The organism is Cupriavidus sp. 09_S30 (assembly GCF_056930435.1).
In genome coordinates this window covers 216,660-243,553 of the sequence record NZ_JBXOWI010000002.1, presented here as the reverse complement: position 1 = coordinate 243,553, position 26,894 = coordinate 216,660, and the positions used below count along the sequence as shown (strand labels likewise).

General features: G+C 67.7%; 20 protein-coding genes. 8 read left to right on the top strand and 12 right to left on the bottom strand.

What is annotated here, in order from left to right:
- Positions 1-160: 160 nt before the first annotated feature.
- Positions 161-2,527 (top strand): mechanosensitive ion channel family protein, encoded by a 2,367-nt coding sequence (locus tag AC1Z3O_RS21280; RefSeq protein WP_483517874.1) that lies wholly within the window; start codon positions 161-163, stop codon positions 2,525-2,527.
- Between the two features lie 288 nt (positions 2,528-2,815).
- Positions 2,816-3,988, top strand: coding sequence for a helix-turn-helix transcriptional regulator (locus tag AC1Z3O_RS21275; protein WP_483517873.1), 1,173 nt, complete (start codon positions 2,816-2,818; stop codon positions 3,986-3,988).
- A gap of 33 nt (positions 3,989-4,021) precedes the next feature.
- Here AC1Z3O_RS21275 and AC1Z3O_RS21270 read toward each other — a convergent pair whose 3' ends face one another.
- Positions 4,022-4,921: a LysR family transcriptional regulator gene (locus AC1Z3O_RS21270; RefSeq protein WP_483517872.1), complete on the bottom strand. Its 900-nt coding sequence runs from the start codon at positions 4,919-4,921 to the stop codon at positions 4,022-4,024.
- A 149-nt stretch (positions 4,922-5,070) separates the two neighbouring features.
- Here AC1Z3O_RS21270 and AC1Z3O_RS21265 point away from each other — a divergent pair, with 149 nt between their 5' ends.
- From AC1Z3O_RS21265 to AC1Z3O_RS21255, 3 genes are read left to right on the top strand one after another with little or no spacing between them, the layout of a single operon-like run.
- The gene (locus AC1Z3O_RS21265; RefSeq protein ID WP_483517871.1) at positions 5,071-6,294 is read left to right on the top strand and encodes a CaiB/BaiF CoA transferase family protein; all 1,224 of its coding nucleotides are present in this window, start codon (positions 5,071-5,073) and stop codon (positions 6,292-6,294) included.
- Positions 6,291-6,752: a MaoC family dehydratase gene (locus AC1Z3O_RS21260; protein WP_483517870.1), complete on the top strand. Its 462-nt coding sequence runs from the start codon at positions 6,291-6,293 to the stop codon at positions 6,750-6,752. The genes AC1Z3O_RS21265 and AC1Z3O_RS21260 overlap by 4 nt, the downstream gene beginning before the upstream one ends.
- 28 nt (positions 6,753-6,780) lie before the next feature.
- Positions 6,781-7,758: a Bug family tripartite tricarboxylate transporter substrate binding protein gene (locus AC1Z3O_RS21255; RefSeq protein WP_483517869.1), complete on the top strand. Its 978-nt coding sequence runs from the start codon at positions 6,781-6,783 to the stop codon at positions 7,756-7,758.
- 19 nt (positions 7,759-7,777) lie between these two features.
- Here the strand turns inward: AC1Z3O_RS21255 and AC1Z3O_RS21250 are convergent, their stop codons facing one another.
- Positions 7,778-8,485, bottom strand: coding sequence for a TetR/AcrR family transcriptional regulator (locus AC1Z3O_RS21250; RefSeq protein ID WP_483517868.1), 708 nt, complete (start codon positions 8,483-8,485; stop codon positions 7,778-7,780).
- A gap of 141 nt (positions 8,486-8,626) precedes the next feature.
- Between AC1Z3O_RS21250 and AC1Z3O_RS21245 the strand changes: the two genes are divergently transcribed.
- On the top strand, positions 8,627-10,075 hold the full coding sequence (locus AC1Z3O_RS21245) for a protoporphyrinogen/coproporphyrinogen oxidase (RefSeq protein WP_483517867.1): 1,449 nt from the start codon (positions 8,627-8,629) through the stop codon (positions 10,073-10,075).
- Here AC1Z3O_RS21245 and AC1Z3O_RS21240 read toward each other — a convergent pair.
- The 9 genes from AC1Z3O_RS21240 to AC1Z3O_RS21200 form a co-directional block, all read right to left on the bottom strand.
- Positions 10,072-11,601 (bottom strand): SpoVR family protein, encoded by a 1,530-nt coding sequence (locus AC1Z3O_RS21240; protein ID WP_483517866.1) that lies wholly within the window; start codon positions 11,599-11,601, stop codon positions 10,072-10,074. The genes AC1Z3O_RS21245 and AC1Z3O_RS21240 overlap by 4 nt on opposite strands.
- Before the next feature lie 114 nt (positions 11,602-11,715).
- Complete coding sequence (locus tag AC1Z3O_RS21235) at positions 11,716-12,978, bottom strand: YeaH/YhbH family protein (protein ID WP_483517865.1); 1,263 nt, start codon at positions 12,976-12,978, stop codon at positions 11,716-11,718.
- Between the two features lie 37 nt (positions 12,979-13,015).
- On the bottom strand, positions 13,016-14,938 hold the full coding sequence (locus AC1Z3O_RS21230; protein ID WP_483517864.1) for a PrkA family serine protein kinase: 1,923 nt from the start codon (positions 14,936-14,938) through the stop codon (positions 13,016-13,018).
- A 466-nt stretch (positions 14,939-15,404) separates the two neighbouring features.
- Positions 15,405-16,592, bottom strand: coding sequence for an acyl-CoA dehydrogenase family protein (locus AC1Z3O_RS21225; RefSeq protein WP_483517863.1), 1,188 nt, complete (start codon positions 16,590-16,592; stop codon positions 15,405-15,407).
- 337 nt (positions 16,593-16,929) lie between these two features.
- The gene (locus AC1Z3O_RS21220; RefSeq protein WP_483517862.1) at positions 16,930-17,709 is read right to left on the bottom strand and encodes an enoyl-CoA hydratase/isomerase family protein; all 780 of its coding nucleotides are present in this window, start codon (positions 17,707-17,709) and stop codon (positions 16,930-16,932) included.
- Between the two features lie 79 nt (positions 17,710-17,788).
- On the bottom strand, positions 17,789-18,775 hold the full coding sequence (locus AC1Z3O_RS21215; protein ID WP_483517861.1) for a Bug family tripartite tricarboxylate transporter substrate binding protein: 987 nt from the start codon (positions 18,773-18,775) through the stop codon (positions 17,789-17,791).
- A gap of 71 nt (positions 18,776-18,846) precedes the next feature.
- Positions 18,847-20,589: a long-chain fatty acid--CoA ligase gene (locus AC1Z3O_RS21210; RefSeq protein ID WP_483521889.1), complete on the bottom strand. Its 1,743-nt coding sequence runs from the start codon at positions 20,587-20,589 to the stop codon at positions 18,847-18,849.
- A gap of 80 nt (positions 20,590-20,669) precedes the next feature.
- A complete protein-coding gene (locus AC1Z3O_RS21205) occupies positions 20,670-21,599 on the bottom strand; it encodes a Bug family tripartite tricarboxylate transporter substrate binding protein (RefSeq protein ID WP_483521887.1) in 930 nt (309 codons plus the stop codon).
- A gap of 106 nt (positions 21,600-21,705) precedes the next feature.
- Positions 21,706-22,713 (bottom strand): tripartite tricarboxylate transporter substrate binding protein, encoded by a 1,008-nt coding sequence (locus AC1Z3O_RS21200; RefSeq protein WP_483517860.1) that lies wholly within the window; start codon positions 22,711-22,713, stop codon positions 21,706-21,708.
- A 247-nt stretch (positions 22,714-22,960) separates the two neighbouring features.
- Between AC1Z3O_RS21200 and AC1Z3O_RS21195 the strand changes: the two genes are divergently transcribed.
- Positions 22,961-24,097, top strand: coding sequence for an AraC family transcriptional regulator (locus AC1Z3O_RS21195; protein ID WP_483517859.1), 1,137 nt, complete (start codon positions 22,961-22,963; stop codon positions 24,095-24,097).
- A gap of 15 nt (positions 24,098-24,112) precedes the next feature.
- On the opposite strand, the gene AC1Z3O_RS21190 is transcribed toward AC1Z3O_RS21195, so the two are convergent.
- Positions 24,113-24,913, bottom strand: a complete 801-nt coding sequence (locus AC1Z3O_RS21190; protein WP_483517858.1) for a GntR family transcriptional regulator — start codon at positions 24,911-24,913, stop codon at positions 24,113-24,115.
- Positions 24,914-25,202: 289 nt separating this feature from the next.
- Between AC1Z3O_RS21190 and AC1Z3O_RS21185 the strand changes: the two genes are divergently transcribed.
- Positions 25,203-26,840 carry an ABC transporter substrate-binding protein gene (locus AC1Z3O_RS21185; protein ID WP_483517857.1) on the top strand — a complete coding sequence of 546 codons (1,638 nt, stop codon included), beginning with the start codon at positions 25,203-25,205 and terminating at the stop codon, positions 26,838-26,840.
- Positions 26,841-26,894: the final 54 nt, after the last annotated feature.

Here is a 26,894-nt window from a genome sequence, read left to right as displayed (position 1 = left end):
GCGCAAAGCGCAGCAATAGCACGGCTATTGCGAGCATTTGCAACGACGCGATGAGCCCGCATGGCATGGCAGGCACCGACCAATTTCAGTGATTCAGTGGACTAAGCCGGGCCGGCCGAGCGCTGCCCTGCAACCGATCGATGCCGACGATCCCCTACTGATGCGGAAATTCCTCACTTGTTTCCTGCTGCTGGCCGCGCTGACCTGGCTGGCCTGCACGGCCCCGGCGGGTGCACAGACGGCATCGCCGCTCGTGGCCGCACTGCGCGGCGCCTCCACGCCACCCGCGTCGCAACCCGCGGCCCCCGCCAGCGAACCGCTCGGGGAGTCGCTGGACCGGGTCATTGCCAACCTGCAGAACGACAAGCAGCGCAAGGCGCTGCTCGAGCAACTCCAGGCCATCCGCCGCGGACTGGGCGCATCAGGCGTGCCGGCCAGCGCCGCGCAGGCCGGCGGTGCCGGACTGATCGGCGCGCTTGCCCAAGCGATGGACCGGATCGATAGCAAGCTGCGCGCCAAAGACCAGGGCCCATGGCAGTACTGGCAATTGCGCCTGAACTTCGCCGCGCAGGAGTGGCAAGACGCCGTGACCCAGCATGGCACACGCACCGCGCTCGACTCGTTGCGGGAATTCGGCCTGGTGGTCGGTGCCTGGGCGCTGGCCGGCTGGCTCCTGTGGGAACTGGCGCGGCGGCTGCGCAACCGGCGCCTTGGGCGGGCGGCGCACGCGCAGTTGCCGGCATTGCCGTCCTGGGTCGACGTGAGCGTCTATATGCTGCGCCGCATCGGACCATGGGTAGTGGCCTTTGTCTTGACTTTCCTGCTGGCCTACCGCGCCTTCGCCCACTCTCCGGCCAGCGTCGCCGGCATGCTGGTGTCATACAGCATCCTTGCCGGCGCGCTGCTTTCCGCCGCCTGCCAGGTGATCTTCACGCTGTTTCGCACCGCGCACCGCGGCAGCGCGATCCGCGACCTGCTGGCGCACACGCCGCGGCTGCTGTACCTCGTCGGCGCGCTGGCGGCCCTGGGCAATGCCTGCACCGACGGCCGCGTGGTCAATGCCCTCGGCTTCAACCTGGCGGCCCTGCTGGGTACCGTGGCGGACATCGCCGCCGCGCTGCTGATCGGCTACTTCTGCCTGCGCTTCCGTCGCCCCATCGGGCAGCTGATCAGCAATCGGCCGCTGGCCGTGCGCCAGGCCCACCCCGCGCTCATCGACGTGCTGCGCATAGCCGGCAGCACCTGGCACTTGCCTGTGCTGACCGTGGTGATTGCTTCGGTGATCGCTACCCTGCTTGCCACTGGCCATGCCGAGGATTTCCTGCGCCGCACGGTGTCTTCGGTCGCACTGTTCGTGGCGGCACTGCTGCTGACCCTGATGAGCGGCCGCTCGCCGCAGGCCGCGCACCGCCCGCCGCGCATCCGCGACCAGCGCCGCTCGGCCTACGTGGCCCGCTTCGGCAAGTTTGCGCTGACTTTGTTGCGACTCATGATCTGGTTCGGCTTCTTCGAGCTGACCAGCCGCGTCTGGGGCGCGTCGCTGCTGGAACTGACCGAGTCGACCGAGCTCGGCAAGCGTATCGGCGAAGCCGTGGCCAGCGTCACCGGCACCGTCCTGCTGACCTGGCTGCTCTGGCTCGTGATCGACACTGCCACCACGCAACTGCTGTCGCCCACGCATGGACGCGCGCCGCAGCCCAGCCTGCGTGCCAAGACCATCCTGCCGCTGGTACGCAACGCCCTGCTGGTCATGCTGCTGACCGTGGCGCTGATCGTCGTGCTGGCCAACCTTGGCGTGAACGTGACGCCGCTGCTGGCCGGCGCCGGCGTGGTCGGCCTGGCCATCGGCTTCGGCGCGCAAAGCCTGGTGCAGGACCTGATCACCGGCCTGTTCATCGTGATCGAAGACTCGATTGCGATCGGTGATTCGATCGAACTGCCCGACCACGCGGGCACGGTCGAAGCGATGACCATCCGCACCGTCAAGCTGCGCGACGGCAAGGGCGCGCTGCACGTGCTCCCCTACAGCCAGATCAAGATCATCAAGAACCTGTCGCGCGGCTATGCCTACGCCGTGTTCAGCATCGCCATCGCACCGGACAGCGACCTGGACCGCGCACTGCAATTGATCCGAGAGACCGGCGCCGAGGTGCTCCGCGACTTCCGCCGCACGCGCAAGCTGATGTCGGGGCTGGATGTCCTGGGCCTGGACCAGCTCGGCCCGAACGGTCCGGTGGTGCTGGCGCAGTTCAAGACGCAGCCGCTGGTGCAGGGCGAGATCACTCGTGCCTTCAACGCGCGACTTAAACGCAAGTTTGACGCCAACGGCATCCGCCTGGCCGCGCAGCAGATGTTTGTGCGCATGGCGCAGCCGGGGCAGCCGGCCGGGGCCGAAGCCCGCAGCGGCGATACGCCTGCGGCAGCCGCCGCCCCGAGCGTGCCTGGCGAAGCGGCACCACCCGCAAACGAAGGCGCCACCGGCGGCCGGAGCGACGCGGCCAGGCGGTCGGACAAGCCGGCCAGTTGACGAGTGCCGCACAGGCATCGGGAAATGGAGAGATCGGGTCATGCACTGTTGCCTGCATGCCATAGCCTCCCTCGCCGCGGCGCCGAAAAAGATTTTGAGTATACGCAAGGGCGACGCTAACATGGCCGGGCGCTGCACGGCGGCATGCGGCCGTGGACCGGCACGGCAGTGGCATGATGTGACAGGTAGTGGCAGCGCATACCGATAACGATGACCGCGGCGCCGGCGCCAGCCGGCCGCGGCGAAAAAAGATACGGGGGGAGGCAATATGCCTCCGGAGAAATCGACATGGGTGAGCTTCCGTCGTCCGACGAGGATTTTCATCGCCTGGTGGACTCCATCTACGAGTCCGCCCTCGACGTCACCATGCTGCCCGAAGCGCTGGATCGCTTCTCGCAGTACACCTGCACCGAACAACCACGCTATCTCGTCTGGGACAAACTGGCGGGCGCCGCGCGCCTCGGCGTGACGCAGCATGGCTGCTTCGCCCCCCAGGGCGGCGAGCTGCCCGAACCGCTGCACAGCCTAGCGCAACTGCCGGGCAGCGGCCTGGCAGGTGTGAGCGGCACCTTTACAGACCTGTCCCCGGCAGCGCCGGGCACCGCCACCGGGGCGGCGCTGTGTAGCCAGGCTGAGCTGGCGCGGGGCGTGCGCCTGTATAACAGCGACGAAGTCTGCGTGCTGATGAGTGGCGCCCGTGCGAAGTACGCCGGCCTGGACGACCACCACCGCCGTCGCCGCCTGGCCCAGGTATTGCCGCACTGGGCACGTGCCGCGAGGCTGCAGCAGCGCAATGTCGAACTGAGCGGCCTGGCCGCGCTCGGCCTGGCCAGCCTGGATACGCTGGACTTCGGCGTGATGGTGCTGCAAGGCAATATGCGCGTGCGCTACAGCAATCGCTGGGCCGAAGCCATCGTGCAGACCGATGCCAAGCTGGCGCTCGAAGACGGCCGGCTGCGCGCGCGCGACGACACCTTGCAGTCCGTGCTGCGCGAGCTGCTGGACAGCGCCGTGCAAGGGCACGCTGGCGGCTCTGCCGGCTCGTGGATGCATGTCACCTCGGGCGGGCAGCCAGTGCCGCTCATCGTAATGCCGCTGCTATCGCGCCAGCCGCTCGAAGCGCCCTGGCAACTGCCCTGCGCGATGCTGCTGATGGGCAACTCCGAATCGCGCTCCGTGCTCGACACCGCAGTGCTCGGCTCGCTGTTCGGCTTGTCGCGCAAGGAAAGCATCATCGCCATCCGGCTGGCGGCCGGCGAAACGCTGAACGAGATCGCCGAGGGCGAGTTCCTGTCGCCGCATACCGTGCGCGTTCACATCCGCGACATCCTGCGCAAGACGGGCACGCACCGCCAGGCGGAACTGGTGCGGCTGCTGCACCTGCTGCCGGGCGTGGACCTGGAGCGGGCCGGCGTGCTCGGCAGCGCCGGCTCGCGCGCGCGACGCGCCACGCCGGCGTGAGCACATCCCGGCGCCCGAGGGCCTTCCGGGGGCCTATGTCTGCTGGCGCACCGCATCGCGGGCAATCTGCGCGAAGCGCATGACCTGGCGCTCGTCCCCGTCCGGGCGCGTGGCGAGCGCGATACCGATGCGCTCGGCCGGGCGCGGGCTCGACAGGGGCAGGAAGCGCACGCGCCGATTGGCATAGCGCGCGGCCACGCTCGGCACCAGCGCCACGCCGAGTCCGCTCTCCACCAGGCTGATGATGGTCTGCACCTGCACCGCCTCCTGCGCCACGCGCGGCACGAAGCCGGCGCGTTGGCACAGCATCATCGCCACCGCGTGCAGGTTGGGCACCGCCGTGCTCGGATGCATGATGAACGGCTCGCCGGCGAGCTCGCGCAGCGCGATCGAATCGCGTGCCGCCAGCGGGCTGTCGGCCGGCACGGCCGCGAGGAACATGTCGTCTTCCAGCGGCGTCAGCACAAACGCCCCGGCGTTGAGAATAGGCACGCGCACCAGGCCGGCATCGAGCGTATGCTGCTGCAATCGTTCCAGGATGGCCGCCGTGGTGGATTCGTGCAGCACCAGCTCGATGCCCGGATACGCGGCACGGAAAGCGGGGATCAGCTTGGGCAGCAAGGCATAGGTGGCCGAGCCGACGAAGCCGATGCGCAGCGCACCGCGCTCGCCGTGCGCCGCCGCCAGCGCCGCCGCGCGCGCCTGCCCGGCGTGGAACAGGGCCCGGCGCGCATCGTCCAGCGCGGCTTCACCGGCCTGGGTCAGGCGCACGCCGCGCGAGGTGCGCACGAACAGTGGCGTACCCAGTTGCTCCTCGAGCTTGCGCATGGAGATCGACAGCGGCGGCTGCGCCATGTGCAGCCGCTCGGCGGCGCGGTGGAAGTTGCCGGTCTCGGCCAGCGCAACGAACTGCTGCAGTTGACGCAGATCCATCTTGATATCGCCGGTATATCGAAAGCTAAAAATCTAATATTAGACGCGATAGCGACGCTGATCTACTCTTGCCCGGCGGTAATAGAAGCCTGGGGTCCGCCGGACCATGCGCCAGTGCACCAAAGACCAGACAGGCAAGGAGACAAAGCATGCAGCCACTCGCGGGCATCCGCGTGATCGATCTTTCTTCGGTGGTGATGGGGCCGTACGCCAGCCAGTGGCTGGCGGACCTGGGCGCCGAGGTCATCAAGGTGGAGGCGCCCGAGGGCGATTCCACCCGCCATACGGGGCCATCCGCCGAGGCGGGCATGTCGGCCATCTTCCTCGGCGTCAACCGCAGCAAGAAGAGCGTCTCGCTCGACCTGAAGCAGCCGGGCGCGCAAGCCGCGCTCGACAAGCTGCTGGCCGGCGCCGACGTGTTCATGCACAGCATGCGGCCGCAGAAGCTGGGCGGGCTCGGCCTCGCGCCGGCCGATGTGATGGCGCGCCATCCGCGGCTGGTCTACGTGAGCCTGCTGGGCTTCGCCGAGGACGGTCCCTACGGTGGGCGCCCCGCCTACGACGACATCATCCAGGGCCTGTCCGGCAATGCCGCGCTGATGGCCGCGCAAACCGGCTCGGCGCGCTACTTCCCCACCATCGCGGCCGACAAGACCAGCGGACTGGTGGCGGCGCTGTCGATCGCCGCCGCCCTCGCCGGCCGGCCGGCGCGCGCAGGACGCGGCACGCTGGTAGAGGTGCCGATGTTCGAATCGATGGCCGCCTTCAATTTGGTCGAACACTTCTACGGCCAGCATTTTGCCCCCCCGCGCGGACCCGCGGGCTATCCGCGCGTGCTGGCACCGCTGCGCCGCCCCTACCAGAGCGCCGACGGCCACGTGTGCATGATGCCGTACACCGACGCCCACTGGCGCGACTTCTTCACCGCGGCCGGCCGCCCCGACCTGGCCGCCGATGCCCGTTTCACCGACATCGCCGCACGCACGCGCCACATCGAGACCTTGTACGAGCTGACCGGCGAGATCGTGCGCACGCGCACCACGGCCGCATGGCTCGCACTGTGCGAATCGCTGCAGATTCCGGTGGCCAAGGTCAACCGGCTCGACGAACTGGCCGACGATCCGCACCTGCGCGCCACCGGCTTCTTCGCGCAGCTGGAGGATCCGGCCATGGGCACCGTGCGCTTTCCCGGCGCGCCGGTGCGCTTTGATGGCGAGCGCGCCGAGATCGGCATGCCGCCCCGGCTGGGCGAGCACACGCGCACCGAGCTGCGCGCCGCCGGCCTGAGCGAGGCGGAGATCGAGGCGCTGGCCCGCAGCGGCGCCGCCGTGTGCGCCGGCCATCAGGCCACCACCGACAAGGAGACCCCATGATGCAATCGCAACTGCCGCGGCTCGGCCAGGGCTTCTACTGGCAGGACCTCAAGGAGGGCCAGGCCTTCCAGACCTTCCGCCGCACCGTGACCGAGACCGACCTGGTCAACTTCATCTCGGTCACCGGCATGGTCGAAGCCATCTTCATCGAGGCCGGCTACGAAGGCGGCGCCATCCAGGGCCGGCCGGTGCCCGCGGCGCTGACCTACACGCTGATCGAAGGCTTCATCCTGCAGACCATGATCCAGGGCACCGGGCTGGCCATGCTGGAGCTGCAGCAGAAGATCCACGCGCCGGTCGTGGTGGGCGACACCATCTGGGCCACGGTCACCGTCGACGCCATCCGTCCCACCTCGCGCAGCGGCCGCGCCGTGGTCGACTCGACCATCGAGGTTTTCAACCAGCGCGGGGAGCAGGTCATGACGTACTCCGCACGCCGCCTGTTGGCCGGCCACTGAAGCCACGGCAACGAAAGAGGAGACCGCGATGCCCACCCGCAGAACGTTCCTGGCGGCCGCACTGGCCGCACTCGGCCTGATCCCGGCGGTAGCCGCCCAGGCCGCCACCGACTTTCCCAAGCATCCGATCCGGCTGGTCGTGCCCTTCCCCCCCGGCGGTCCGACCGACCTCGTATCGCGCGTGATCGCCAAGCAGATGAGCGAAGAGTTCGGTCAGCAGGTCATGGTCGACAACCGGCCGGGCGCGAACGGCAACATCGCCGCCGAGGCCGTGGCCAAGGCGCCTGCTGACGGCTACACGGTGCTGTACAACACGTCGTCGATCGCCCTGAGCCCGGCGCTGTACCGCAAGCTCGTCTACGACGTGCGGCGCGACTTCGCTCCGGTAGCGCTGACGGCGGTGGTGCCGCTGGTGCTGGAAGTCAACGCGCAACTTCCGGTCAGCAACCTCAAGGAGTTCATCCAGTACGCCAAGGCCCATCCCGGCAAGCTGACCTACAGCTCAGCGGGCAATGGCAACGTCACCCATCTCGCCGCCTTCCTGTTCCTGCAGGCCAACGGACTGGATGCCGTGCATGCCCCCTACAAGGGCAGTGCCCCGGCCCTCAGCGACCTCGTCGGCGGCCAGGTGCAGTTCATGACCGACACCATCAACTCCTCGCTGCCCTTCATCCGCGACAAACGGCTCAAGGCTCTTGCGGTGACCAGCTCGACGCGCAGCTCGCAGCTGCCCGACGTGCCGACCGTGGCCGAGACAGTGATGCCCGGCTTCGAGGTGGGCGCCTGGCAAGGCATGCTGGTGCCGGCTCGCACGCCGGCCGACGTGGTGACGCGGCTCAATGTCGCCGTGACGAAGGCCCTGGCCTCGCCGGAACTGCGCGCCAGCCTCGCGGCGCAGGGTGCCGAACCGCTCGGCTCGACGCCGGAAGCCTATGGAAAATACCTCGCGCGCGAGATCGAGCGCTGGCACAAGGTGGTGAAGGACTCGGGCGTCGCATTGGACTGACGCCCGCCCCGGCGGCGCCTCAGGCGCCGTCGCCCTCCTCGCGCAGCATGGCCCAGCACAGGCGTACCAGTTCCGCCTCGAAGGCGGCGGTGCCCAGCAGGGGCGACCGCTCCAGGGAAGCAGCGCGCACCACGCCGAACAGCGCGCGCGTCAGCACGAACATCTGTGCAGGTCCTGGTGTGCGCAGGCCGGGCAGGTCCAGCGCCTGCATCTGGGCGGCGATGCGTTCGCTGGCGGCGCGCAGCGCCACCAGCGCATCCTCTTCACGGTCCTCGCGCCAGGCCAGCCGCGCCAGCGCCCGCCCCGGCACGTCTTCGCCACCGAAGCTGCGTACATAGGTCGACACATAGGCGCCCAGCAGGGCGCGCAGCCCTTGCCGGGCGGACTGTGCCGACCAGCCGGATGCCGGGTCACGCGCCTGGCCGGCGAGCGCCTGTGCCCCCTGCGCGACCATGTCCTCCAACTTCGCCAGTGCCACCTCGCGCTCACGCGAGACCAGGGCCCGCACGATGGCATCGCGGTCCGGGAAATACTGGTAGAGCGTGCCGATCGACACGCCGGCCAGCTCGGCGATGCGATCGGTGGAAGGCGGAGCCTCGTCGTTGGCGGCCGGCCCGGCCAGGAGCCGCGCTGCGGCATCGAGGATGGCATCGACGGTGAAGCGCGCGCGCGTTTGTGTGGGCTTGCGGCGCCGAGTGGGTTCGGCGGGAGGAGCGGCGGAAGGCATGCGGTTCGTCTGAAGTTGGACACCAGCCGCCGGCGGATACCTTGGAAAACTGAGCAGAAAGCGAGTAGGCAAGCGGGCTGCGCGGCCGCAAGATTGTCGCACACCGATCGGCGCCAGCGCGCCGTCAGCCCTCCTGCCGCCATGCCCGAACTGACCTCCCTCGCCCCCATCCGCCCCGTCCGCCCCACTCGCCACGATCCCCCCCCTGCCGGCGGCGGGCCGGCTTCCCGCGCGCCTGACGCCCCCACCGTGCTGGTGGCCGGCGCCGGCATCGCCGGCCTTAGCGCCGCCTGGCAGCTGTTGCAGGCCGGCCTGCGGGTACGCGTCCTGGAGGCGAGCGAAGCGCCGGGCGGGCGCATGAGCACTGTCGAAGGCGGCGGCCACCTGTTCGAGCGCGGGGCGCAGTTCCTTTCCACCGGCTACGGCGTGCTGCCGAAACTTGCCGTCGACGCCGGCCTGCCCGCCGCGCTCAAACTCGCCAGCGACACCAGTGCCGTGGTGCGCGGCGGCCAGCCGCGCCGCATCCGCCCCACGCATCCGGCCGATCCTCTGCGCAGCGGTCTGCTGGGCACTGGCGAATGGCTGCGCTATGGCCTGGCGATGTGGGAAGCCAGGCGCCCGCTGGGAACACTGCCGCTCAACGACCTCAGCGCCTGGGCCGACTTCGACGACGCATCCGCCGCCGCCTGGCTGACACAGCGGAGGGCGGCGGGCGCACTGGCCTACATCAGCGAGCCAGTGCTGCACGGCTTCTATTTCCTTGCGCCGGAAACGACCTCGGCCGCACTGGCGTTGCAGGTCAGTGCCTTCAGCTGGCGCCGCTGCCCCAGCACCGCGCTGGCCACCGGCATGCAAAGCCTGCCGCGCCGGCTGGCGCAGTCGCTGCCGGTCAGCTACGGCCACCGCGTCGAGCGCATCGAGCAGCGTGGACAGTCGGTCCGAGTCAGCGGGCCGGGCTTCGAGGCCAGTGCCGACTACCTCGTCTGCGCGATGCCGGCACCGCACGCCCGCCGCGCATGGCAGGACGCCGACGTCTTCGCGCAGCGGCTGCTGGCCACGCCCTACAGCCGTACCATCAACCTGGGCCTGCTGACCCGCCCCGGCTTTCACCCGCCGCCCGTGCTGCATGACGTGTATGGCCTGCTCGTGCCGCGCGCGGAGCGCCGCCACATTGCCGCAGTCGCGCTCGAAGCGGCCAAGCTGGGCGCCGCCCCTGACGGTGCGCAGGTGATCAATGTAATGCTCAGCGATGCCGCGGCGGCCGAACGGCTGGGCGCCAGCGACGCCAGCGTGCTGGCGGACGTGCTGCCGGAACTGGAGGCCTACCTGCCGGGCATCTCGCGGGCGCTGGCCGACTGCGTGGTATCACGCTGGGAGCACGCCATGCCCTGTGTGCCGGTCGGGCACGCGCGCGACGTGCTCGCCTACCGGACACGCCCGCGCGCGGCCGGGCGCCGCGTCTTCCTGGCGGGGGACTACCTGAACGCGCCATTTACCGACGCAGCGGCCCTGAGCGGCACATGGGCCGCGCAGGCCGTGCTGGAGACAAGCGCCCTGCAGGCGCAGGCGCCGGCCGGCGCCCGCGGCTAGGCCGCCTTGCGGTGCCGGCGCTCGGGCCGGCATTCGTATTTCATCTCGCGCCGGCCATCCTCGTAGACCACCTCGAACCGCGTGGTGAAGCCCCACAGCCGCGTGACGTGGCGCACCACCTCCTCGTAGTTGTGGGCCAGCGGGCGGCGGCTGCTCTGCAGATGGCGCAGCGTCAGCGAGCGGTCGCCACCCACGTCGACGTTGGTGACCTGGATATTGGGCTCCATGTTCGACAGGTCGTACTGGCTCGCCAACAGCTGGCGGATCATGCGGTAACCTTCGTCGTCATGGATGGCCGTCACGCGCAGTTTGCCCTCGCGATCATCGTCCAGCACCGAGAACAGCTTCAATTCGCGGATCACGCGCGGCGACAGGAACTGCAGCATGAAGCTCTCGTCCTTGAAGTTGCGCATGGCGAAGTCCAGCGTCTTGTGCCAGTCGCTGCCGGCGATCTCCGGCGCCCAGCGGTAGTCTTCCTCGGTGGGATCCTCGCAGATGCGCCGGATATCCTGGAACATCAGGAAACCGATCGTGTACGGGTTCAGGCCGCTGTAGTAGGGGCTGTGATAGGGCGGCTGATAGATGACGTTGGTGTGCGCCTGCAGCAACTCCAGCATGAAGGCATCGTTGACCAGCTTCTCGTCGTAGAGCTTGTGCAGGATGGTGTAGTGCCAGAATGTGGCCCAGCCCTCATTCATGACCTTGGTCTGCCGCTGCGGGTAGAAATACTGCGCGATCTTGCGCACGATGCGCACGATCTCACGCTGCCAGGGCTGCAGCTTGGGCGCGTTCTTCTCGATGAAGTAAAGCAGGTTCTCCTGCGGCTCCGGCGGAAACTGCGGCTCGGGCTCGGGGGCCTCGTCCTCCGCGGTCAGCGCGTGGGGACGGTGCTTGGGCAGCGTGCGCCACAGGTCGTTGACCTGCATCTGCAGGTAGTGCTCGCGCTCGGCCTGGCGGGCCTTTTCCTCGGTGATCGACAGCCTCTTGGGCCGCTTGTAGCGGTCCACGCCGTAATTCTGCAGCGCATGGCAGGAGTCGAGCAGCATCTCCACTTCCTGCTCGCCATAGCGCTGCTCGCACTCGGCCACGTAGTTCTTGGCAAACAGCAGGTAGTCGACGATGGCGTCGGCATTGGTCCAGGTGCGGAACAGGTAGTTGCCCTTGAAGAAAGCATTGTGGCCGTAGCAGGCGTGCGCAATCGTCAGCGCCTGCATCGGCATGGTGTTTTCCTCCATCAGGTAGGCGATGCAGGGATTGGAATTGATGACGATCTCGTAGGCCAGCCCCATGTGGCCGCGCTGGTAGCTGCGCTCGGAGGCGAGGAAGTGCTTGCCGTACGACCAGTGGCTGTAGCCTACCGGCAGGCCGGACGACGCATAGGCATCCAGCATCTGCTCGGCAGTGATGATCTCGATCTGGTTCGGGTAGGTGTCCAGGCCGAATTCGCCGGCGATGCGGGCGATCTCCTGGTCATAGCGCCGGATCAGTTCGAAAGTCCATTCCGAGCCGGTGGAGAGATAGGCCATGTGCGCTCCAGTTGACTCCGTCACACAAGACAGGCGTGTGCCCCGCAGCGGCGCCTCACCTTGCCGGCGCGGCGCAGCAATGGCGGTCCGGCAGGATCCCGGACCGGCCGTCGTTCATGCCGCTCGCTTCTGGAACAGGTCGTGCAGGACCGGGTAGATCTCGTCGGCGCTGATGATGCGCTGCATCGCGAAGTTCTCGTGCCCGGCCTTCACTGTAAGATACTCCTCCCACAGATTCTGTGGTTCCTCCGAGGCCACCTCGACATAGGCGAAGTACTGCACCAGAGGGAGGATGGACTCGCGCAGCAGCCGCCCGCAAAGCTCGGAATCTCCCGCCCAGTTGTCGCCGTCGGAAGCCTGCGCACAGTAGATGTTCCACTGGCTGGCCGGATAGCGGTTCTGGATCACTTCAGCCACCAGCTTGAGCGCGCTCGACACGACCGTACCGCCCGATTCGCGCGAGTGGAAGAAGTCATCCTCTTCCACCTCCTTGGCCACGGTATGGTGGCGGATGAAGACGACGTCGATGCGCTCGTAGTTGCGCTTCAGGAACAGGTAGAGCAGCATGAAGAAGCGCTTGGCGAGGTCCTTGCGGCTCTCGTCCATCGAGCCCGACACGTCCATCACGCAGAACATCACCGCCTGCGCCTGCGGGCGCTTGCGCAGCACGCGGTTGTTGTAGCGCAGGTCGAGCTTCTCGATGAAGGGCACGCGATCCAGGCAGGCGCGCAGGTGGCGCATTTCCTTCATCAGCTCCAGCGCCCGCTCGCCGTAGGGCCCGTCCTGCTCAAGCACCTCGCTATACTCGCGTTCCAGTTCGTTCAGCTTGCGTTGGTAGGGGCTGGACAGCGCAATGCGCCGGCCCAGGGAACTGCGCATCGTGCGCAGGATCGACAGGTTGGACGGCGTACCATCCAGCGAGAAGCCCGCGCGCACCTTGCGCACCTCCGCAATCTTGGCCAGGTGCCGCTTGGCCATGTCGGGCAGCGCCATGTCCTCGAAGAAGAAATTGAGGAAATCCTCGCGGGAGAGCGTGAAGACGAAGTCGTCCTCGCCCTCCCCCGAGTCGCTCGCCTGGGAACCGCCGCCGCCGGCGCCCTGCTGCTGGCGGTCGAAGGTGTCCCCCCGGACAAACTTCTTGTTGCCCGGGTGGATCCATTCGCGCCGCCCGCCGTGGCCGTGGTGGAACACGGGCTCGGAGATGTCCTTGACCGGAATGGACACCTGCCCGCTTTGCTCGATGTCCATGATCTTCCGGCCGGACACCGCCTTGGCCACCGCCTGGCGTATCTGCTCCCGATAGCGCTTGATGAAGCGCTGCTTGTTGACGGTGCTCTTGCCGCCACCGTTCTCGCGCCGATCGATGACCGTGGCCATATTGTTGCCCTCGGTTAGAGGCCTCGTCCTGGCGCCGTTACGACGACTTCCTCACGCGCAGATACCACTCCACCAGCAGGCGTACCTGCTTCGGCGTGTACCCCTTCTCCACCATGCGGTTGATGAAGTTCTCGTGCTTGTCCTGGTCTTCGCGCGAAGACTTGGCGTTGAACGAGATCACCGGCAGCAGGTCCTCCGTGGTCGAGAACATCCGCTTTTCGATCACCATGCGCAGCTTCTCGTAGCTGGTCCAGTTCGGGTTCTTGCCCCCGTTGTTGGCCCGCGCGCGCAGCACGAAGTTGACGATCTCGTTGCGGAAGTCCTTCGGGTTGGAGATGCCTGCCGGCTTCTCCACCTTCTCGAGTTCGTCATTCAGCGCATTGCGGTCGAGAATCTCGCCGGTGTTCGGATCGCGGTACTCCTGGTCCTGTATCCACAGGTCGGCGAACACCACATAACGGTCGAAGATGTTCTGCCCGTACTCCGAATACGATTCCAGGTAGGCGGTCTGGATCTCCTTGCCGATGAACTCCACATAAGGGTTCGTCAGGTACTCCTTGATGTAGGACATCAGCTTGGACTCGCTCTCCGGCGGGAACTGCTCGCGCTCGACCTGTTGCTCGAGCACGTAGAGCAGGTGCACCGGATTGGCCGCCACCTCGGTGTTATCGAAGTTGAAGACCTTTGACAGCACCTTGAAGGCGAAGCGCGTCGACAAACCCGTCATGCCTTCGTCGATGCCCGCATAGTCGCGGTACTCCTGGTACGACTTGGCCTTCGGGTCGACATCCTTCAGGCTATCGCCGTCGTAGACGCGCATCTTGGAGAAGATGTTGGAATTCTCCGGATCCTTGATGCGCGTGAGCACCGCGAACTGCGCCATCATCTTCAGCGTGCTGGGCGCGCATGGCGCGGCCGACAGCGAGCTGTTGCGCAGCAGCTTGTCGTAGATCTTGACCTCTTCCGACACCCGCAGGCAGTAAGGCACCTTGACTATGTAGATACGGTCGAGGAAGGCCTCGTTGTTCTTGTCGGACTTGAAGGTCTGCCACTCGGCCTCGTTCGAGTGCGCCAGGATGATGCCGTCGAACGGGATCGCGCCGAAGCCTTCCGTACCCTTGTAGTTGCCCTCCTGGGTGGCGGTCAGCAGCGGGTGCAGCACCTTGATTGGCGCCTTGAACATCTCGACGAACTCGAGAAGGCCACGGTTGGCAAGGCACAGCCCGCCGGAATACGAGTAAGCATCCGGATCGTCCTGCGGGTAGTCTTCCAGCTTGCGTATGTCGACCTTGCCGACCAGCGAGGATATGTCCTGGTTGTTTTCATCGCCCGGCTCCGTCTTCGAGATCGCGATCTGCGACAACACCGACGGGCGCAGCTTGACCACGCGGAAGCGGGTGATGTCGCCGTTGAACTCATGCAGCCGCTTCACGGCCCACGGCGAGGCGATGGTGTTCACGTAGCGAATCGGTATGCCGTAGTCTTCCTCGAGAATCTTGCCATCCTCCTCGGGCGAGAACAGCCCGAGCGGCGACTCATGGATAGGCGAGCCCTTCAGCGCGTAGATGGGGATCTGCTCCATCAGCGACTTCAGCTTCTCGGCGAGCGAGGACTTCCCGCCACCGGGAGGCCCGAGCAGGTAGAGGATCTGCTTGCGTTCCTCGAGACCCTGGGCGGCATGCTTGAAGAAGGAGACGATCTGCTCGATCGTGTCTTCCATGCCGTAGAACTCGCGGAAGGCCGGATAGATCTTGATGACCTTGTTGAAGAACAGCCTCGACAACCTTGGGTCGTGATGCGTGTCCACCAACTCCGGCTGACCGATCGCAGCGAGCATGCGCTCGGCTGCGGTCGCATAGGCAGTGGGATCCTTCTTGCAGATATCCAGATATTCCTGGATGCTGTATTCCTCTTCCTTGCGAGCTTCGAAGCGCGATGCGTAATGGCCGAAAATGTCCATACCTCACTCCCGTCTGAGTCTCGTCCGAGGCGAAGGCGTATTTCTACTACCTGAGACTGCGAGCCAGCTTTGACGGTTCCGCCACCCCGGCTTGACGGCAGCTGGCAAAGTTGCGAAATCTTTACTTCATCATAGTCAAATAACGGCGGGTGGGGAGGGAGCGTTGACTGGCATTTGCGCTTCCGCGGCAAGCGCGCAACGAACGCACTTGCGAGTTACGCAGGATGAAGATCCTGCCAGCTATGCCATGCTCCCCAGCCGCCCGTATCGGGCTATGTGACAGCTTTCTGGTCACACATTACACCTTATCCGCAACACGTGCATAGGTGGCTTTGTAACGAGAAGCACGCTCCGAAACGACGCTGCCGGCGCAAAGGCCGGCAGCACGGGCGATGGCGGGCGGTCTACTGCTGACGCCCTAGTGCGTTCCTAGTGCGTTTGCACGAGCACACACCGTGATGCGCTGTTACAAGGTGCGCGCCACCAGCTCCTTCATGATCTCGTTGGAGCCGCCATAGATCTTGCTCACGCGGGCGTTGGCATACATGCGGGCGATCGGGTATTCGAGCATATAGCCGTAGCCGCCATGCAGCTGCAGGCATTCGTCGATGATTTCGCAGTTGCGCTGCGAGCACCACCACTTGGCCATCGCCGCGGTGGCGGCATCCAGCTTGCCATCCAGCAGCCGCACCATGCAGTCGTCGACAAAGGTGGCAGCGATGGTGGCCGTGGTCTTGCACTCGGCCAGCTTGAAGCGGGTGTTCTGCAGGTCCAGCAGCGGCTGGCCGAACACGCGGCGCTCGCGCACGTAGTCGGTGGTCAGCTCGATGGCGCGGTGCATGCTCGCCACCGCACCGAGCGCGATGATCATGCGCTCCTGCGGCAGCTGCTGCATCAGCTGGTAAAAGCCCTGCCCCTCCCGCTCGCCGAGCAGGTTGGCCACCGGCACGCGCACGTCGTCGAAGAAGAGTTCGGCGGTGTCCTGGCCCTTCTGGCCGATCTTCTCCAGGATCCGGCCGCGGCGGAAGCCCGGCAGGTCGCGCGTCTCGACCATGATCAGTGAAACGCCGCGGGCGCCGGCCTCCGGGTCGGTCTTGGCGACGACGCAGATCAGGTCCGCGTGGTAGCCGTTGGTGATGAACGTCTTGGCGCCATTGATGCGATAGCACTCTCCGTCCTGGGTCATTTCACGCACCGCGCGGGTGCGCACCGACTTCAGGTCGGAGCCCGCTCCGGGCTCCGACATGGCGATGGCGGCGACCAGCTCGCCCGTGGCCATCTTGGGCAGCCACTTGCGCTTCTGCTCCTCCGTGCCGTAGTTCAGCAGGTAATGTGCCACGATGCCGCTGTGCACCCCGTTGCCCAGGCTGGAGACGATCGCGCGCGCCATCTCCATGGTAATCACCGCTTCGTGGGCGAAGTTCCCGCCGCCGCCGCCATATTCTTCCGGGATGCTGGCGCACAGCAGGCCGACCTCGCCGGCCCGGTTCCAGACCTCGCGGTCAATATAGCCGCGCTCGGCCCAGCGCGCCTCGTTCGGCGCCAGTTCGCGCTCGATGAAGCGGCGCACGGTCTCCTGGAACAGGCTCAGGTCCTCGCTCATCCACGGCGTGGGCCGCGGCGCCATCTCAGCATGCTTGTCGGAAGCTCCCATCGTCTCTCTCCTGGTTTTTCGGTGCGTTGCTTGTGGATCAGTGTTGTCCGGCCGGAAGCATCCGGCCCGGTTGGGAATCCAGGGGCGGCCGGACGCTCATCGGCCTGCCGCCCGGCAGCGGGTCACGGCGCAGGCGCCGCCGAGCCCGAGGTGGTGGTGCGGCGCAACATTGCCGAGGCCGGCCTCTTCCCACGCGGCGCGGGCGGCCCGTGCGCCCATCCGTGGGCAGGACTCGCTCATTCCCGCATCGGTGAAGGGGACCATCCCCACGCCCACCACGCATCCGGCTTTCATCGGCAGCCCCACGCTCGGATCCCGCTCAGGTCGGCCGAGCCGCTCAATCGGGCCAGCGGAAGCGCGGCGGCTGCTTCTCCAGGAAGCGCGTCGCGGCCTGCTCGCGGTATTCGGTAGCGAAGGCGATGCCCTGGCCGTCAGCCTCCATCTCCAGCATGCTGTGCAGGTCCTGGTTGAGCGAGGCGTTCAGCGCGCGCTTGGTCAGCGCCAGCGCGACCGGGGACGCCTCGGTGAAGGCCGCGGCGATGGCACGCGCGCGCGCCTGCAGGTCCTCCGGCGGGACGATCTCCATCACGATGCCCTGGTCGCGCGCCGCCTCGGCGCTCAGCTCGCGCATGGAGAACATCAGCGCCTTGGCGCGCTGCAGGCCGATCATGCGCGGCAAGGTGTAGAGCACGCCACAGTCGGGAATCAGGCCGAGCCGCAGGAAGGGCAGGCCGAAGCGGGTGCGCGGCGTCGCCAGCACGATGTCGGCCGTCAGCGCCAGGCTGAAGCCGGCGCCGAAGGCCGCGCCGTCGACCGCGGCGATGACCGGGCGATCGAGCTGGATCAGGTCCTCCAGCCAGGGGTGGATGGCGCCCAGGCGCTGGCGGCCCTGTTCTGCGCTGATCTGCCCCTTCATGGTGCTGATGTCGCCGCCCGAGCAGAAGTCGGTGCCGGCGCCGGTCAGGATCAGCGCGCGTACCGTGCTGTCCTGGCGCAGCTGGTGGATGACGTCGCCGATCTCGCGGCGCATCGTGCCATTCAAGGCGTTCTTGCGCGCCGGATAGTCCAGCGTCAGCGTGGCGATGCCGTCCTCGACGGCGTAGCGTATGGTTTCCAATCTGTGCTCCTGCTCAAGGTGGCGGCCTTGCGCCCCGCCGCGGCCGGTCATCTGCCTGCCGGGCGGGGCGGCCGGCGCCTCAGTCGAGTTGAATGTGGGCGTCGCGCACGATGCGGGCCCATTTTGGTGTATCGGTGCTTACCACTGATGCCAGTTCCTCGGGCGACGATCCCACCGGCTGCAGCCCCATGTCCGCCAGGCGCTGCGACACCTCGGGCAGCCTGGCGATGCGGACGATTTCGGCCGATAGCCGGGCGCTCACGTCGCGCGGCGTGCCGGCCGGCAGGAAGAAGGCAAACCAGCCATTGGGCTCGAAGCCGGTGAAGCCGGCCTCGGCGAAGGTCGGCACCGACGGCAGCGCCTTGTGCCGCTGCGTGCCGGTGATGCCAAGAATGCGGAACTTGCCCGAGTTCAGGTAGGCGTTGGCCGAGGTCACATCGACGAAGGCCGAATCCACCTGCCCGCCCAGCAGGTCGCTCACCAGCGGGGCGGCGCCCTTGTAGGGAATGTGGACCAGGTCGATGCCGGCCCGCATCTTGAGCTGCTCGCCATGCAGGTGGGACGAGGTGCCGTTGCCGTAGGAGCCGTAGCTGAGCTTGCCCGGGCTGGCCTTGGCCAGCGCGACGAACTCGGCCAGGGTGTGGGCGGGCACCCGGTTGGGCACCACGAACAGGTCGGACGAGCGCGCCAGCAGCGAGACCGGCGCGAAGTCACGCTCCACGTTGTAGGGAATCTTCTTGTACAAGCTGGGCGATTGGATCATCGCGGTGATTCCCAACAGTACCGTGTAGCCGTCCGGCGCCGCCTTGGCCACGATGTCGTTGCCCAGCATGCCGCTGGCGCCCGGCTTGTTGTCCACCACCACCGGCTGGCCCCAGTTCTGGGACAGGCGCTGCCCGATCAGGCGGGCGACCGTGTCGGTGCCGCCGCCGGCCGGATAGGGCACCACCAGACGCAGCGGGCGCGACGGATAGCTACCCTGCGCCCGCGCGCTCCAGTTCCCCAGCGCCGCGGCCCCGCCCAGGGCGGCGGCCTGCGCCAGCCAGTGTCTTCTACTGCTCTGCATTGCTGTCTCCTCTGCTTCCTTTATTTCCCACTGTTTCCCGCTGCTTCCTTTCCTGCCTTCCACTGCGCCCTTCAGGCGGCGGCGTCCTGCCGCGGCGCGGCGGTCTCGGCATCCTGCAGCGCGCGCCACTGGATCTTTCCTGTGGCCGACTTCGGCAGCGCGTCGACGAACTCGACCACGCGGGGCACCTTGTAGGCCGCCAGGCGCTCGCGGCACCACTGCATGATCTGCTCGGCGCTCGCCTCCTCACGCCCCCGCATGCCCGGCTTCAGCGCGATCACCGCCTTCACGGTCTCGCCGCGCCGCTCGTCCCGCGCCGCGATCACGCAGGCCTCATGGATGGCCGGATGCCCGTAGAGCAGGTTCTCCACCTCCGCCGGCCAGACCTTGAAGCCGGACGCATTGATCATGCGCTTGAGCCTGTCGCGCATGAAGAAGTAGCCGTCCTCGTCGACGAAGCCCAGGTCACCGGTGCGCAGGAAGCGCTTGCCGTCGATCTCGATGAAGCTCTCGGCGTCGGCTTGCGGGTTTTGCCAGTAGCCGCGCATCACCTGGGCGCCGCTGGCGACGATTTCGCCCAGTTCGCCCTGCGGCAGTTCGGCGCCGGTCTGCGGGTCGATCACGCGCGCATCGACGCCGAAGGTGGCGATGCCCAGGCATTCGCGCTTGGGCCGCTCGCGTGGGTTCGACAGCAGGAAGGCCGCCGTCTCGGTCAGGCCGTAGGCTTCGATGTAGCCCAGGCCGAAGCGCTCCTGCAGCATGGTGGCCACCGCGTCGGGCATGGCCGCGCCACCGCCGCCGAGGAAGGCCAGGCCGGACAGGTCGCGCTCGAAGATGCCCGGCTGGGAAAAGAAGTCCACCAGCATGGCCGGCGGCGCGCCCCAGTTCGACACCCGGTAGCGCTCGATCAGGTCTGCGGCCAGCACGCGGTCCCAGCGCGGCAGCAGCACGATGGTGGCGCCCAGGTAGAGCGGCGAATGGATGCCGTTCTGCATGCCCAGCAGGTGGAACATCGGCGCCACCGAGAGGAAGACCGCCTCGGGCGTGTTGCTGCGCCAGACCTGCGAGCCGACCGCGGCGCTCATCAGCGTGCCGTGGGTGTGCATGCAGCCTTTGGGATTTCCGGTGGTGCCGGACGTATAGGCCAGCATGCACAGCGTGTCGAAGCCGGCGGCGTGTGGCAGCGGCGCCATCGCAGCGGCGTTGGCATCCTGCCAGCGCGCCAGTGTTCCGGCTGCCGGCGCCCGTGCCGGCAGCGCCGTGCGCTCGCGCAGCCAGGCCGGCACGGCAGGGGCGCCATCCCCCTCGCCCTCACCCTCGTCCGCCAGCATGTCGGCGTAGTCATGGACGACGACATGCTGCAGCGCGCCGCCGTGCAGCGGCGCCAGCCGTTCATAGAGCTCGGCGGCGGCAAAGGCCACGCGCGCGCCACTGTCGCCGACGACGTGCTCCAGTTCGCCGGTCAGCCACATCGGGTTGGCCGGCACCACCACGGCCTCGGCGCGCAGGATGGCGTAGTAGGCAATGATGAATTGCGGGCAGTTCTGACTGTAGAGCAGCACGCGGTCGCCCGGTCCCACCCCGCAGGCACGCTGCAGGTAGCCGGCCATGCGCTCGATCTGCTCGAGCAGCGAGGCATAGGAGATCGCGCGGCCGAAGTACTGGATGGCGGTCTTGTCAGGATAGCGGTGCGCGGCGACTTCGACGTTGTAAACCAGGCTGGTGCGGGGCACCTGCGCCTGCGCAGGCAGGCCGGAGGGCCAGAAGGGAGAACGGCGAAGCGGTTGTGCTGCGTTGGAATTCAGGGACTGCATCATGTCGTGCCAGTTATCGTGCCAGTGTCTGCAAGCAGGGGATTCCGGGGTGGCCGCGGCGCGGTTGCAAGGCCGGCCGCTCAATCGAAGCGGATGTTGCGCGTGCGGATGACCTTGCCCCAGCGGGCGTAGTCGGTCTGCACGGTCTGCGCGAATGCGTCGGGCGTGCTGCCGCTCAGCATCACGCCCATCTCGCCCATGCGGCCGCGCAGCGCGGGCGTGGCGAGAATGCGGTTCACGTCGGTGGCGTACTTGTCGACGATCTGGCGCGGCGTGGCGGCCGGCAGCAGCAGGCCGAACCAGCCCATCGACTCCAGGCCCGCGACGCCCGCCTCGGCGAAGGTCGGCACGCCCGGCAGTTGCGGCGAGCGCGCCGGCCCGGTCACCGCGAGCGCGCGCAGCCGGCCTGTGGCGACGTGCGGCTTGGCGCCCATCACCGAAATGATGGCGGCGGGTACCTGGCCGCCGAGCAGGTCGTTCAGTTCGGCAGACTCGCCCTTGTACGAGACGTGGGTCATGTCGAGACGGGCCGCCTCCTTGAAGATCTCGCCGTACAGGTGGCCGCTCGAGCCGGTGCCGAACGACCCGTACGAGTACTTGCCGGGGGCCGCGCGCACCAGGGCGATGAACTCGGCCAGGCTGGTGGCCGGCACCGACTGGTGCACCGCCAGCACCAGGCTGGTAGTCCCCAGCTCCGAGACCGGCACGAAGTCCTTGACCGGATCGACCGGCGCCTTGGCGTAGAGACTGGGCGCCTGGACCAGCGTGGTGATGGTCAGCAGCGCGGTATGGCCATCCGGTGCGGCCTTGGCCACGGCGTCGGCGCCGATCATGCCGCTGGCGCCGGGCTTGTTCTCCACCACCACCGGGCGCTGCCATTGCTTGCCCAGCGGCTCGGCGATGGCGCGCGCCAGCACGTCGGTGGCGCCGCCGGCGGGGTAAGGCACGATCAGGCGTACCGGCTTGGTGGGAAACTGCTGAGCCGTTGCCGGGCCCGCAGTGACGAGCATGGCGGTGGCCAGCACGGCCGGCGCCAGGAAGGCGCAAATCTGCCGGAACATCTGCAAGCGCTGTTGGCCCTTGGCCTGAGTCTGCATCATTGCCGCTCCTATATTGTCAATCGAGTCGCAGGTCGAGCTTGCGGATCAGGCCCGCCCAGTAGCGGTGGTCCGCGCTGGTCACCGCGGCGAATTCGGCGGGACGCGTTCCCTTTACGATCACACCTAGTTCGGCCATGCGGCCACGAACGTCGTTGCCGGCCAGGATGGCGTTGACGTCGGCCGAGACCTTCTCGACGATGGGCGCGGGCGTCGCCGCCGGCGCGAACAGGCCGAACCAGCCCGGACCGTCGAGCCCCGCATAGCCGAGCTCGGCAAAGGTGGGCACGTCGGGCAGCAGCGGTGCGCGGCTGTTGCCGGTCACGGCCAGGGGCCGCACCTTGCCGGTGGTCGCGTGCTGGCGCAGCGCCATCGGCGAGACCGTGCCCAGTGAGACCTGCTTGCCGAGCAGGTCATTGAAGAGCGGCGCCTCGCCCTTGTAAGGCACATGGATCATGTCGATGCCGGCCGCGGCAGTGAACACTTCCATATAGAGATGGGCGCCCGAGCCGGTGCCGTAGGTGCCGTATGAGTAGTGGTGAGGACGGCGCTTGGCCTGCGCGACGAAGTCGGCCAGGGTGCCGGGCATGGCCCCATTGGCGGCCACGACCAGGTGCGAGGTGGCCAGCTCCGATACCGGCGCCAGATCCTTGAGCGGATCGAAGGGCGGCTTGGCGAACTGGCTGGGCACTTGGACCACGCCGGTCAGGGTCAGCAGCAGCGTGTGGCCGTCGGGCGGCGCCTTGACCACGGCGTCGGCACCGATCATGCCGCTGGCGCCCGGCCTGTTCTCCACCACCACCGGACGCTGCCACTGCCGGCCCAGCGGCTCGGCGATGGCGCGCGCCAGCACGTCGGTGGCGCCGCCGGCCGGATAGGGCACGACGATGCGCACCGGACGGCGCGGGAACTGGGCCCCAGGTGCCGAGGCGGCCGCGGTCTGTGCGGCAGCGGGCATCAGCCCTGCGGCAAGCAGCAGAGGAGCGGCTCCGAGCCGATACAACGCCTTGCGACGATTTGCCTGCATCTTGCCTCCTCCTGGCGCCAGTCAGCGGCCTACGGTCGTGAACAGGCAGAGATTGCGCGATGCTGCGCTGCGTGGACAATGACCAATCGGCCCAAAATGATTGGCCGAATTGCTCAGGGGCAAAGCCACCCTTCGGCAAATCCGGATTGCACGGGCTCCCGCACTGCGGCAGATTCGAGGAAAAGGGCGCAGGCACAACCCGCAGGAAGCGGTGCGGTACCGCCAGCGCGACCAGATGAGGAGACCCATGCACAGCCTACTCGTGGCGACGCACGCCCCTGTCCTCCCGCCCGTGCACCGGAACATCCCGGGCCATGTGGCCGGCCGCCCGGCGCCGCGGGCCGGTGAGCCGTGCGCCCCGGCGCGCCACACCATTGCAGTGCAGCATGTCGAGCAGATTTTGCTCGGCGCGGGCCGGCTCGGCCACGACATCGACGCCTTGCTGCGCCGCGCCGGCATTTCACCCGTGCTGCGCCAGTCCCCCAGCGCACGTGTCAGCCAAGGCCAGTACGCGGCGCTTATCCGCACGCTGCGACGCGTCTTGCGCGACGAGTTCTGGGGGCTGCTGTCGCGGCCGGTGCCGCCGGGTGCCTTCGCCCAGGCCTGCGCGGCCATGATCCGCTGCGCCACGCTGGAAGAAGCGCTGCAGGCCGGCATCCGCCACTACCGGCTGCTGATCGACGATTTCGTGCCACGCCTGCGGCCGCAGGACGGCCACGCCAGCCTGGTGCTGCTGCCACGCGCGCCGGACACGCCCTGCCGGCGCTTCGCCGAGTCCACCTTCGTCTTCCACGGCTACGGCCTGGTCAGCTGGCTGCTGGCGCGCGGCCTGCCGCTGGCGGGCGTGGACCTGAGCGCAGCGCCGCCCTCGCGCCGCACCGACACCGAGCGCACCTTCGGCGCGCAGGTACGCTACGGCCAACCCCTCACCGCCCTGCACTTCGACGCCGCCTGGCTGCGCCTGCCGCTGGCGCAGGACAGCCTCAGCCTGCGCGCCTTCCTGCGCGACGCGCCGCGTGACCTGCTGGTGCGCTATCGCGACGACTGCAGCCTGGCCGAGCGCATCCGCCGGCAGCTGCGCTGCCAGCTCGACGGAGAACTGCCTTCGCTGGAAGACGTGGCGGCCACGCTGCGACTGACCCCGCAGACGCTGCGGCGCCGCCTGCGCGAGGAAGGCCGCGGCTACCAGAGCATCAAGGACGACCTGCGGCGCGACGCGGCCATCGGCCTGCTGGAGCGCTCCGACCTGCCGCTGCACCAGGTGGCGCTGCGCCTGGGCTACTCTGAACCCAGCACCTTCCACCGCGCCTTCAAGAAGTGGACCGGCGTGGCACCCGGCGCATACCGGCACCGGCAGCTGGCCGGCCTGGCGGCGCACGCCTGAGGCCGGCGCGCGCCGTCAGATTGTCTGCAGGCGGAAGGGCTCGATCGCCTCGCCGTGGGACTGGCTCATCTGGCGCATCACCTCGTTGCGCGAGTCCTGCATGATCTTGCGCATGGCGTGCTCGGCCCGTTCGGCATCGTCGGCCTCGATGGCCGCCAGCACCTGGGTGTAGTCGCGCACGCTTTCCAGCCGCCGCGCGCGCGTGATGTAGTCCATCGGCTGGTTGGTGACCCATAGCATCTGCCAGATGCCGTCGTGCGGCAGCGTGCGGTAAGCCTGGATCAGCTGGCGGTTGCCGCAGGCGTTCATCAGGCCCACGCCCATGCGGCCGATGGCGCGCACGAAATCGATCAGCGCCGGCTCGGCCTGGCGCCCCAGCTTGCGCAGCTCGGCCAGCCGCTCACGCAGCGGTGCCAGCGCCGCCTTGTCCGGGTTGATCGCCAGGTAGCGCACGGCCAGCGACAACAGCGCGCTGCGGATATTGAAGATGTCGATCACGTCGTTGAGCTGCAGCTCGACGACGAAGGCCCCGCGCCGCGGCGAGATCTCGACCAGGCCCTGTGCCTGCAGCACGCGCAGCGCATCGCGCACCGGGCCGCGGCTGATGCCGAACAGCTCGGCGATGGCCTGCTCCTTGATCTGCTCGCCCGGCGCGTACTGCCCGGCGAGGATGGCCTGGCCCAGGTGCTTGGCCACCTGCTCCGGAATGGTGGCGGCGGTCAGGCGCCGCCGCGCGGCACCGGCCGGTTCCGCGGCAGGCTCGTCCGCCGCTTCTGGCACCGAACGCGCTTGCAGGATGTCGAAGAGTCCGCTCATGACGAGACATGTCTACATAGATGTCTCATTCTATCTGTCTGCTCATTCCCGGGTAAATCGTCGATTGTTAACAATCGACCGTTGACTTCGTACTTAAGCGCTCCCATAATTTTTCTCGCCACCCGCGGCGACCGCGCGGGCGGGCCAGCAGCGCAACGGTCCCTAACGGTTCCCACATGCGCGCGCGGCTCGACCCGGCGGCGACCGGACAACGCAATACAGCAGTGCATCACAAACGGGGGCGGAGACAACCCAGCCGGCCGCGCGCCGGCACCCTTGGAGGAGCACGATGCGACAGCACTCGCTGCAAGCCTTGTTCGGCGGCCTCATGCTGGGGGCGCTCGCCTGCGCCGCCGGTCCGGCCGCGTCCCAGAGCAAACCCGCCGCACCATCCACCGCCACATCCCCCGCAGCTTCCGCAGCGCCCGCCAGCGGCACCCTCACGGTCGCCTTCGCGGCCGAATCGACCACGCTGGACCCGGTCAAGATCTCGGCCGGCGTGGACCACTACTTCGTCGGCCAGATCTTCGAGATGCTGACGCGGCGCAATGCTGCGCTCAAGGACGAGAACTGGCTGGCCGAATCATGGAAGCTGGAGACCGGCAAGGATGGCAAGCCGGTGCTGGACGTGCACCTGCGCAAGGGTGTCAAGTTCCACAACGGCGACCCGCTCACCGCCGAGGACTTCGAGTTCTCCTGGCAGCGCCAGCGCGATCCGAAGAGCAGCTTCTTCTCGCACTACGTGTCGTCGGTGGAGCGCTTCGAGATCCTCGATCCCTACCACTTCAAGATCTACTTCAAGGAGCCTGACGCGCAGTTCGTCGCCGGCAATATGCAGCTGTGGGCCATGCCCAAGAAGTACATCCAGAAGGTGGGCGAAGAGGAATTCGCGCGCAAGCCGATCGGCACCGGGCCGTGGAAGTTCGTCTCGCGCACGGTCAAGGATGAGCTGCGGCTGGAGGCCTTCGACGGTTACTGGAACCAGGCCCATCGGCCGCGCGTGAAGGAACTGGTCATCAAGATCATCCCCGAGGACATGACCCGGGTGGCCGCCTTCAAGACCGGCAAGGTCGACTGGATCGACAACGTGCCGCCGGCGATGGTGGACGAGTTCAAGAAGATGCCGGGCGTGAAGACCGCCACGCTGGTCAGCGGCAACAACCTCTTCCTGAACTTCAACACGCAGATGCCCAAGTCGCCGTTCAACGACGTGCGTGTGCGGCAGGCGGCCGCGCATGCCATCGACGTCGACGCCATCATCAAGCGCGTGCTGTTCGGCCAGGGCGAGCGCTACGCACAGGTCGGCAAAGGCTCGGTCGGCTACGACCCCGCGCTCAAGCCCTACGCCTACGATCCCAAGCTGGCGCGCGACCTGCTCAAGCAGGCCGGCTATCCGAACGGCTTCGACACGCCCTGCTACAACCTGACCACGCCGCGCGAACCGAGCATGAAGGAAGTCGGCGAGGCCATGTACGCCTACCTGGCTTCGGTCGGCATCCGCTGCCAGGTGCGCAACCTGGAGTACGGCGCCTGGATCAGCCTGGGCAAGCGCGGCCGCAGCGGCCCCCCGGACATGGACGGCGTGCTGAGCTGGATGTGGTCGCAGGGCCTGCCGGGCGATCCCGGCCTCGCCTGGTCGGGCCACCTGCATAGCTGGCAGCAGGGCTCCGGCTGGGGCACCTACTCCTATACCAGCGACAAGGAGGTCGACGCCCTGCTGGAGAAGCAGCGCGGCACCATGGACCCTGCTGCACGCACCGAACTACTCAAGCAGATCGCGCAGGTCAAGCAGGAGCGTGTGCTGGGCGGCCTGCCCACCTACCGTCCGCTGGTCACCTTCGCCTGGCGCGACAAGGTCGATTACGTGCCCTGGCCGATCCGCGACTACTGGCGCGCCTTCCAGGAAGTCAGCCTGACGCAGAAGTAGGCCCTGCCCGCCGGCACGGCCGCGCGCCCCCGCCCGGGCGGCCGTGCTTCCCTT

Bases quoted from the DNA above. Each gene is read 5' to 3' on its own strand.
- AC1Z3O_RS21230 (WP_483517864.1), bottom strand. From the start codon at position 14,938: ATGGACATTTTCGGCCATTACGCATCGCGCTTCGAAGCTCGCAAGGAA.
- AC1Z3O_RS21205 (WP_483521887.1), bottom strand. From the start codon at position 21,599: ATGCTCGTCACTGCGGGCCCGGCAACGGCTCAGCAGTTTCCCACCAAG.
- AC1Z3O_RS21235 (WP_483517865.1), bottom strand. From the start codon at position 12,978: ATGGCCACGGTCATCGATCGGCGCGAGAACGGTGGCGGCAAGAGCACC.
- AC1Z3O_RS21245 (WP_483517867.1), top strand. From the start codon at position 8,627: ATGCCCGAACTGACCTCCCTCGCCCCCATCCGCCCCGTCCGCCCCACT.
- AC1Z3O_RS21215 (WP_483517861.1), bottom strand. From the start codon at position 18,775: ATGCAGAGCAGTAGAAGACACTGGCTGGCGCAGGCCGCCGCCCTGGGC.
- AC1Z3O_RS21185 (WP_483517857.1), top strand. From the start codon at position 25,203: ATGCGACAGCACTCGCTGCAAGCCTTGTTCGGCGGCCTCATGCTGGGG.
- AC1Z3O_RS21270 (WP_483517872.1), bottom strand. From the start codon at position 4,921: ATGGATCTGCGTCAACTGCAGCAGTTCGTTGCGCTGGCCGAGACCGGC.
- AC1Z3O_RS21265 (WP_483517871.1), top strand. From the start codon at position 5,071: ATGCAGCCACTCGCGGGCATCCGCGTGATCGATCTTTCTTCGGTGGTG.
- AC1Z3O_RS21255 (WP_483517869.1), top strand. From the start codon at position 6,781: ATGCCCACCCGCAGAACGTTCCTGGCGGCCGCACTGGCCGCACTCGGC.
- AC1Z3O_RS21200 (WP_483517860.1), bottom strand. From the start codon at position 22,713: ATGCAGGCAAATCGTCGCAAGGCGTTGTATCGGCTCGGAGCCGCTCCT.
- AC1Z3O_RS21260 (WP_483517870.1), top strand. From the start codon at position 6,291: ATGATGCAATCGCAACTGCCGCGGCTCGGCCAGGGCTTCTACTGGCAG.
- AC1Z3O_RS21190 (WP_483517858.1), bottom strand. From the start codon at position 24,913: ATGAGCGGACTCTTCGACATCCTGCAAGCGCGTTCGGTGCCAGAAGCG.
- AC1Z3O_RS21240 (WP_483517866.1), bottom strand. From the start codon at position 11,601: ATGGCCTATCTCTCCACCGGCTCGGAATGGACTTTCGAACTGATCCGG.
- AC1Z3O_RS21210 (WP_483521889.1), bottom strand. From the start codon at position 20,589: ATGCAGTCCCTGAATTCCAACGCAGCACAACCGCTTCGCCGTTCTCCC.
- AC1Z3O_RS21280 (WP_483517874.1), top strand. From the start codon at position 161: ATGCGGAAATTCCTCACTTGTTTCCTGCTGCTGGCCGCGCTGACCTGG.
- AC1Z3O_RS21250 (WP_483517868.1), bottom strand. From the start codon at position 8,485: ATGCCTTCCGCCGCTCCTCCCGCCGAACCCACTCGGCGCCGCAAGCCC.
- AC1Z3O_RS21225 (WP_483517863.1), bottom strand. From the start codon at position 16,592: ATGGGAGCTTCCGACAAGCATGCTGAGATGGCGCCGCGGCCCACGCCG.
- AC1Z3O_RS21275 (WP_483517873.1), top strand. From the start codon at position 2,816: ATGGGTGAGCTTCCGTCGTCCGACGAGGATTTTCATCGCCTGGTGGAC.
- AC1Z3O_RS21195 (WP_483517859.1), top strand. From the start codon at position 22,961: ATGCACAGCCTACTCGTGGCGACGCACGCCCCTGTCCTCCCGCCCGTG.